Origin of the sequence: Mesorhizobium sp. M4A.F.Ca.ET.050.02.1.1 (assembly GCF_003997725.1) — a bacterium.
In the GTDB taxonomy this organism is placed as follows: domain Bacteria; phylum Pseudomonadota; class Alphaproteobacteria; order Rhizobiales; family Rhizobiaceae; genus Mesorhizobium.
The window spans coordinates 1-7680 of sequence record NZ_RZSG01000246.1; the positions used below are offsets into that span (position 1 = coordinate 1).

General features: G+C 65.2%; 6 protein-coding genes. 3 read left to right on the forward strand and 3 right to left on the reverse strand.

Annotated elements, in window-relative coordinates:
• Positions 1-1165 (forward strand): glutamate synthase subunit beta (locus EOA33_RS17430; protein WP_145989176.1); only part of this gene is annotated, 1165 nt, incomplete at its 5' end.
• Here the strand turns inward: EOA33_RS17430 and EOA33_RS17435 are convergent.
• Both EOA33_RS17435 and EOA33_RS17440 read right to left on the reverse strand, forming a co-directional pair.
• On the reverse strand, positions 1162-2388 hold the full coding sequence (locus tag EOA33_RS17435; RefSeq protein WP_127406159.1) for a DUF459 domain-containing protein: 1227 nt from the start codon (positions 2386-2388) through the stop codon (positions 1162-1164). The genes EOA33_RS17430 and EOA33_RS17435 overlap by 4 nt on opposite strands.
• A gap of 26 nt (positions 2389-2414) precedes the next feature.
• Positions 2415-3638 (reverse strand): lytic murein transglycosylase, encoded by a 1224-nt coding sequence (locus tag EOA33_RS17440; protein ID WP_127392013.1) that lies wholly within the window; start codon positions 3636-3638, stop codon positions 2415-2417.
• 201 nt (positions 3639-3839) lie between these two features.
• Between EOA33_RS17440 and galU the strand changes: the two genes are divergently transcribed.
• Positions 3840-4754, forward strand: a complete 915-nt coding sequence (gene galU, locus EOA33_RS17445) for a UTP--glucose-1-phosphate uridylyltransferase GalU (RefSeq protein ID WP_190234293.1) — start codon at positions 3840-3842, stop codon at positions 4752-4754.
• A 46-nt stretch (positions 4755-4800) separates the two neighbouring features.
• Here the strand turns inward: galU and EOA33_RS17450 are convergent, their stop codons facing one another.
• Entirely contained in the window at positions 4801-6600 is a 1800-nt protein-coding gene (locus EOA33_RS17450; protein WP_127406161.1) for an outer membrane beta-barrel protein, read from the reverse strand.
• 319 nt (positions 6601-6919) lie between these two features.
• Here EOA33_RS17450 and EOA33_RS17455 point away from each other — a divergent pair.
• Positions 6920-7680, forward strand: a 761-nt coding sequence (locus tag EOA33_RS17455) for a KpsF/GutQ family sugar-phosphate isomerase (protein WP_127406162.1), incomplete at its 3' end; no start/stop codon positions are given.

The window sequence follows — 7680 nt, forward strand, 5'->3', positions numbered from 1 at the left end:
CATCTGCCCGGCGCCGTGCGAGGAAGCCTGCACGCTGAACCTCGAGGACATTCCGGTCGCCATCAAGACGGTCGAGCAGGCGATCGCCGACAAGGCCTACGAGACCGGCCATATCCGGCCCTATCCGCCGGAGAAGAAGACCGGCAAGCGCGTCGCCGTCATCGGCTCCGGCCCGGCCGGCATGGCGGCGGCCCAGCAGCTCGGCCGCGCCGGCCATGACGTGCACGTCTATGAGCGCGAGAGTCGTCCGGGCGGGCTGATGCGCTACGGCATCCCGGACTTCAAGATCGAGAAGCACTATATCGACCGCCGCATCGAGCAGATGCAGGGCGAGGGCGTGACCTTCCATTGCGGCGTCAACGTCGGCGTCGACAAGCCTGTCGCCGAACTGCTCGCCGAACATGACGCGGTGCTCTATTGCGGCGGCTCGGAAGCGCCGCGCGCCGCCAACATCCCGGGCGACGATCTCGGTGGCGTGCATGACGCCATGCCCTATCTGGTGCAGCAGAACCGCCGTGTCGGCGGCGAGCCGATCCAGTCGGTGGCGTGGCCCTCGCATCCGATCATCGCCAGCGGCCAGCATGTCGTCGTCGTCGGTGGCGGCGACACCGCGTCCGACTGCGTCGGCACCGCCTTCCGCCAAGGCGCGGTGCGCGTCACCCAGCTCGACATCCGCCCGCAGCCGCCGGAGAAGGAAGACAAGCTCGCCGTCTGGCCCTACTGGGCGACCAAGATGCGCACCTCGTCCTCGCAGGCCGAGGGCGCCGAGCGCGAATTCCAGGTGGCGACGCTTGAATTCATCGGCGAGGACGGCCAGCTGACCGGCGTCCGCTGCTGTGAGGTCGACGAGAAGCGCAAGCCGATCGCCGGCACCGAATTCGTCATCCGCGCCGATCTCGCCTTCATCGCCATCGGCTTTGCCGGGCCGGCCGCCACCGGCGTGGCGAGCGAGCTGGACGGACAGATGAGGATCGTCACCGACAGCCGCCGCTCGAAGAATGTCGAGGCCAATGACCGCGACTACAAGACCAGCGTCGAAAGGCTTTACGCGGCGGGCGACGTGCGCCGTGGCCAGTCGCTGGTGGTGTGGGCGATCCGCGAGGGCCGCCAGGCGGCGCGCTCGATCGACGAGGCGCTGATGGGATCGAGCGTTTTACCTCGTTAAGGGTTGATAGCCGTCGTCGTATCCGGTGTCGCGGCTGACGTTGCGGGCTGGGTTTTCGGCGGCCAGGAGAAATCGTCGGCGCGGCCGGGCGAGGCAGCGGGCGCCTTGCCCTCGATGACGAGTTTCTCGCCAGGTAAATTCGGATTCGCCTTGGCGGGCGCCGCCGCGCCGAGAAGCTCGGAGCCGCCGTCCAGCGCCGGATCGCCGAGCAGCATCGGCACGGTGCGGTCGATCACGATCGGAGCGGCATTGGGCGCCGGCGCTTCGACCGGGGCGCCGGCCGGCGCGGAGACCGTTGTCACGCTTCCGGGCGCGGCCAGCCCGAGGATCTTGGCCAGCGACTTTTCGGTGTAGAAGGCAAGCTTGCGCTTGCCGGCCTTCGAGACATTGATGCCGTCGTCCGAGCGCAGCCGCACCGCCTGGCCGTTGATGTCGGGGCCGGTGGTGACGAAAGCGCCGTTCTCGTCGACGAAACCGTCCCAGACATCGACGAACTCGCCGCCATGCTTTTCGGCGGCCGAGCGGTAGATGTCGTTGAAGGCCAGCATGTCCGAAGTCATCTTCGGCAACCGGAAGGCCGGCATGCCGACCCACAGGAACGGCACCTTGGCCTCCGCAATGGCCTTGCCCAGCGCATCGGTGCGGCGCTCATATTCCTTGGTCCAGTTCTCGGATCGCGGCTGCTCGCGCACGTCGCCGACTTTCATCTGCTGGCGGTCGTTGGAGCCGAGCATGACGACGACGACCGATGGTTTCTCGGTCTCGATCAGCGTTTTGATCTGTTCTGGCCAGTTGTAGAAATCATCGCGCACGAAGCCGGAAGAGCCGTTGCTGCGCACCGCGATCCTGACGCCAGCGTTTTCGGCGAAGGCGGTGTCCAGGCCCTCGCCGAGACCGCTCGCCATGAAATCGCCGACCACAAGCACGACGCGGGCATCCGGCGTCTTCTCGACGATCGGCGTCTGTGGCACTGCCGGGAGGCGCGGCTTGGATTTCCTGGTCTTTGCCTTCGGCCTTGCCTTCTGGATGTCGAGCGGCGGCTCGATGCGCTCGCTGCGGCGCGGGAACAGCAAGTCACGCAGCGACCAGCCGCGGCTCTGCTCCTCCTGCGCCATGGCGGGCGTGTGGAAGGCGCTGGCCGCGGCCACCATCAGGACGCCAACGGCCAGGATCAGGATCGGCGTGCGACGAACGATCGCCCGTATGCGCCCAGCCGAAACCAATCACTTCCTCCGTCCCTGAAGCGGTCCTATTTCTTGCGGAGCCATTTGAGCACTTCCATGCTCGGATAGCCATCCTGGGTCAAGCCGGCCTTCGCCTGGAAGGCCATGATGGCGGCTTTCGATCCCTCGCCGATCTTGCCGTCGAACTTGCCGTCATAGTAGCCGTGCTCGGAAAGCCGTTGCTGCAGTTCCTGCCGCTCCTCGAAGCTCAGCTTGGTGAAGGGCCGTTTCCAGTCCTGCACCAGGCCGCTGCCACCAGCGATCTCGTCGGCAAGAAGGCCCACGGCGAGCGCGTATTTGTCGGCGTTGTTGTAGGCCTTGATGACCGAGAAATTCTTGATCATCAGGAAGGCTGGCCCACCGCGGCCGTCGGGCACTTTCAGCGTCGCCTTGTCGGAGCCGTTCTTGAACGGCTTGCCGTTGGCCCTGACGACGCCAAGCGCCTGCCATTGCGCCAGCGTCTTCGAGCCGGCGGGAAGCTTGCCGGCCGGCAGGACGACCTCGTAGCCCCAGGTCTTGCCGGCCTGCCAGCCGTTCTTCCTCAGCAGATTGGCGGCCGTCGCCAGCGCATCGGGGATCGAGTTCCAGATGTCGCGCTTGCCGTTGCCGTCCATGTCGACGGCATAATGCTGGTAGCTGGTCGGTATGAACTGGGTGTGGCCCATGGCGCCGGCCCACGAGCCGCTGAGATGGCTTTCGTCGATGTCGCCGCTCTGCAGGATCTTCAACGCCGCGATCAGCTGGGTGCGGGCGAATTTCGAACGCCGCGGGTCGGCATAGCCAAGTGTCGCCAGCGAGCGGATGACATTGCGCATGATGTCGTTGCGCTTGAGGATCTCGCCATAGTTCGATTCCATCGACCAGATGGCGAGCAGGATGTTGCGGTCGACGCCGAACCGCGCCTCGATCCTGTCCAGCCACGGCTTCCATTTCCTGGCCATCTGCTGGCCGACGGCGACCGACTGGTCGTGCACGCGGTTGTCGAAATAGTCCCAGGCGGGTGCCGTGAACTCGGGCTGGGTGCGGGCCTTTTCCAGCACCACCGGATCGACATCGGTGATGTTCCTGAAGGCCTGGTCGTAGATCGCACCGGAGACGCCGCTCTGCACCGCCGTGGCGCGGAAGCTGGCAACCCATTGCCGGAATCCGGCATCGGCGAAAGCAGGTCCCGCGGGCATCAGCAGGGCAAGCGACAGGCTGGCCGCCGTCACGACGCTTGCGAGGCGCTTTGCGGTGCTGCGAACGGACATCTGTTCCTCCTTCTTCATGTCAGGAAGATCATTCATCGCCGAACCCGGTTAGTATTTAGTTTACCATAGGTGGGGTCGGGAACGAAAAGACGCGACGATGCTTTACGCACTGCAAGTTTTGTAACCCGGTGTTCTTTACGTCTCGATTCCGGCGCGAAAATGTCTCAGAACGGGATTGCGGAGCAGGCAATCAAACGGATAATTGGCAGCATGAAGAGAGTTCGCAAGGCAGTCTTCCCGGTCGCTGGTCTCGGCACGCGGTTCCTTCCCGCCACCAAGGCAATTCCCAAGGAAATGCTGACGGTCGTCGACCGGCCGGTCATCCAGTATGTGGTCGATGAAGCGCGGGATGCCGGCATTGAGCATTTCATTTTCGTCACCGGCCGCAACAAGGCGGTCATCGAAGACCATTTCGACGTCCAGTTCGAGCTCTACAACACGCTTGCCCAACGCGGCAAGGACGACCAGCTTGCCCGACTGCAGCGGCTGCAGCCGGCGCCGGGCCAGACCAGCTTCACTCGCCAGCAGGTGCCGATGGGGCTTGGCCATGCCGTCTGGTGCGCGCGCGAACTGGTCGGCGACGAACCGTTTGCACTCCTCTTGCCCGACATGATCATGCAGTCGGAAAAGAGCTGCATGAAGGACATGGTCGAGCTCTATGCCGAGACCGGCAACAACATCATCGCGGTGCAGGAGTGCGATCCGGCCGAAGCGCATAAATACGGCATCGTCGGCCGCGGCGAGGACACGCATCACGGCTTCCGCATCACCGGCATGGTCGAGAAGCCGAAGGCGGGCACCGCGCCCTCGAACCTGTTCATCAACGGCCGCTATATCCTGCAGCCGGAGATTTTCGGCATCCTCGAAGGCCAGGAACGCGGCGCCGGCAACGAGATCCAGCTCACCGACGCGATGCTGAGGTTGGAGAAGCGGCAGCCCTTCTACGGCTACCACTACCGGGGCCGAACCTTCGATTGCGGCTCGCCGGAAGGCTTCGTCGAGGCCAATGTCGCCTTCGCGCTGTGGCGCAACGACATGAATGCCAGCATGGCCGGCGTCATCCGCACGCTGCTGGATGAGGTGCAGCCGTCGGCGCGGCGCGGCGCCGCATTCTAGGGCGTATCGATATTCAGGCCGGCCTGGCCTGAATTCCGGCACGTCCTCAGCGCTGCACCTTCAGCCCCAGGAAGACGCTGTTGGCGACATAGTCGCGGCCGGGCAGGTTGCTGGTCAACTTCTCCGTCCTGACCCTTGTGGTGAGGCCGGCATAGCGGTTGAGCCACCATGTCAGCCCGGCCTCGGCGCTCAAGATCAGGTCATGGCCGTCGGATCCGGTATAGTCGCGCCAGTCGAGGCCAAGCGCTGAATTCGCCGTCAGATTGGCGCGGATCCGCCGCTCACCGGTAAGCCGGCCCGAGTAGAGGACATCGCCACTTTCCCCAGCCGTCGTCGTGCTCTCGATGGTGGTCCTGCCCGTGAGCCCGACGATGGTGCCGCGCTCGGGCGACCATTTGAGATCGGCGTTGACGTACGGTCCCGCGTTGGCCGGCAGACGGTCGTCATCGATCGCTTCGCGCAGCCAGCCGACGGAGAATTCGCCCGACAGCTTGTCGTCCATGTCGAGTTCGAGGCCGGCGCGCGCGCCGAGCCTGGTCGAGGAGCGTTCGTACAAGTTGCTGTCGAGGCGCAGATCATAGATCCGACGCCCGGCCTCCACCTCGACAAAAGGCGTGATGGCCGGTGAAACCTCGTAGCCGGTACGCAAGGTGGCGCTGGAGAGCGTCGAAGCGCGGTCCCTCTGCGACAGCGTGGTGCCGTCCGCAAGGTTGGCGTCGCCGAAGAAGTCATGCGTGATCGCGCCAGTCAGCGCGTAGCGCATCTTGCCGGCATCCTTCTCGATGGCGAGGCTGCCGTCGACGGTCTGTCGCAGCGGCTGCGAGGTGACGCCGGCGATGGCATCCGGCGAGGAGGCTGATTCAGGCACCGCCTCGTAGCCGAGCTTGGCGATGGCGCGCAGCTCGTTGTCGAGGTCGACGTTGAGCTGGCCTTCGATGCGGCCTTGCGCATCGTTGATCTTCTGGCCCGAGACCGTGTTGCGGAAAATGCCGTAGCCGTCGATTGTGGCCGAGTTCTCGCGCCAGTCGGACGCAGCGGTGAAGCGCAGCGCCGTCTCCGACAGCAGCGCCGATTTGCCGCCGCTACTGGCATCGGCGTTGGACGTCGCGGTGAGGCCCTGCTCGACCGTCGGCTTGAACACGAAGGTGCCGACCTTGATGCCTGTGGCGGCGAAGGGGTCGTCCTCGGGCTTGTTTTTCTGGCCTTCGATCGATGCGGTGCGCTCCGCGCCCGGATCGAGCTTCTGCCTGTCGACGCTGTCGACGGTGACCGCGCGGCGGTTGGCGCCGTCCTGGTCCTCTGCGGTGAGGCCGGTGTCGTCGGCAGTGGCCCTGGTCGTTGTTGCGTCGGTCTGCTGCTTGGTCTTCTTCTTGTCGGCGGCGTTTGTCTTGTTCTTTTTAGCCGTATCCTTGTCGTCCGCCATCTTGCCCGTGGCGTCGGCGCGCTGCCTGGCGGTCGGGGTCCGGCGCGGCTTGGGCGGAGCTGGGTTGTCGGCGAACGGATCGTCGGTGGCGGCAGGCTGCTCGAAGATGCTTTCGTCGGGGGCTGCCGCATCAGTATCGTCCGGCACCGCGCCGGAACTTGCCGGCGAATAGGCGTCGGCCGGGGCGTCGGCGGTCGCAGTCTGCGGCGTGTTCTGATCCTGGGCGCGAGCCCTGCTCATCTGCCTGACCTTGCGCTGCTGGTCCGACAGGATCGCTGATTCCGAAACCTCGCCGCGCAGTTCGGTTTCCTGGGCCTGGAGCGGCATCGGCCGCAGCAAGGCAAGAACGCTCGCCGCCAGCAGCAGCGTGCTGACGGCCTTGCCCGTTCGACCTCTTTTCGTTTCAGGCTGGGCCTCAGTCATCGTCACCACTGCTAGCGCGGCGCAGGCGCGCCATACTTACCGAACCGTAAATGGGGATGGTTAACGGAGGGTTGAGGCGGGCGGTTCTCTCACGCATTCGGTGTCCCGGATTTCGGGGCTGGCGCCATTGGATATTGGGCCACGGGCAAAGACCTGGATCGAACCTAGAGCGCGGCGCGTGGAAACGGATGCAGGCGACGGGCTTCAGGCTTTTTTGCTTTCTGCATGTTTCCCAAAACCGCCGCGCACTTTTGGGCGACCTGCATCAGGTGCCATTTCTGTTGGACAGGCGGGCGGCAAAGCGCTAAGCGCATCAGCCATGCATGCGGGGTCCCCAGAAAAGAAGCGCCCGGACAGGCAGGCTTCGATCGATTCGGCGCTGAGAACCGTGGCGACCGAGCAGGCTGGCATGGCTGCTTTTGCCGCCGCGCTCGAGAACGGGCTGGCCGCGCCATTCGCGCGCGCCGTCGAGCTGATTTCGGGCATCGAGGGCCGCGTCATCGTCACCGGCGTCGGCAAAAGCGGCCATATCGGCTCCAAGATCGCCGCCACGCTCGCCTCGACCGGCACGCCCGCCTTCTTCGTCCATCCGGCGGAAGCCAATCATGGCGATCTCGGCATGATCGCCAAGGATGATGCCATCATCGCCATGTCGTGGTCGGGCGAGAGCAAGGAATTGATGGGCATCGTCGCCTATGCAAAGCGATTTGCGATCCCGCTTATCGCCATCACGTCCGGCGAGACCTCGGCGCTGGCGCGCGCAGCCGACGTGGTGCTGCTTTTGCCGCCCGCGCCGGAGGCCTGTCCGCACGGGCTTGCGCCGACGACATCGGCGCTGCTGCAACTGGTGACGGGCGATGCGCTGGCCATTGCGCTGCTCGAGGCGCGGGGCTTCACACCAGACCATTTCCGCACCTTCCACCCGGGCGGACAGCTCGGCGCCAATCTTACGCAGCTGCGCGAGATCATGCATGTCGGCGAGCGTCTGCCGCTGGTGCCGTCGGGCACCGGCATGAGCGAGGCGATCGTCGAACTCTCGCGCAAGGGCTTCGGCTGCGTGGCGATCACCGGCACCGATGG

Bases quoted from the DNA above. Each gene is read 5' to 3' on its own strand.
- EOA33_RS17450 (WP_127406161.1), bottom strand. From the start codon at position 6,600: ATGACTGAGGCCCAGCCTGAAACGAAAAGAGGTCGAACGGGCAAGGCC.
- EOA33_RS17440 (WP_127392013.1), bottom strand. From the start codon at position 3,638: ATGTCCGTTCGCAGCACCGCAAAGCGCCTCGCAAGCGTCGTGACGGCG.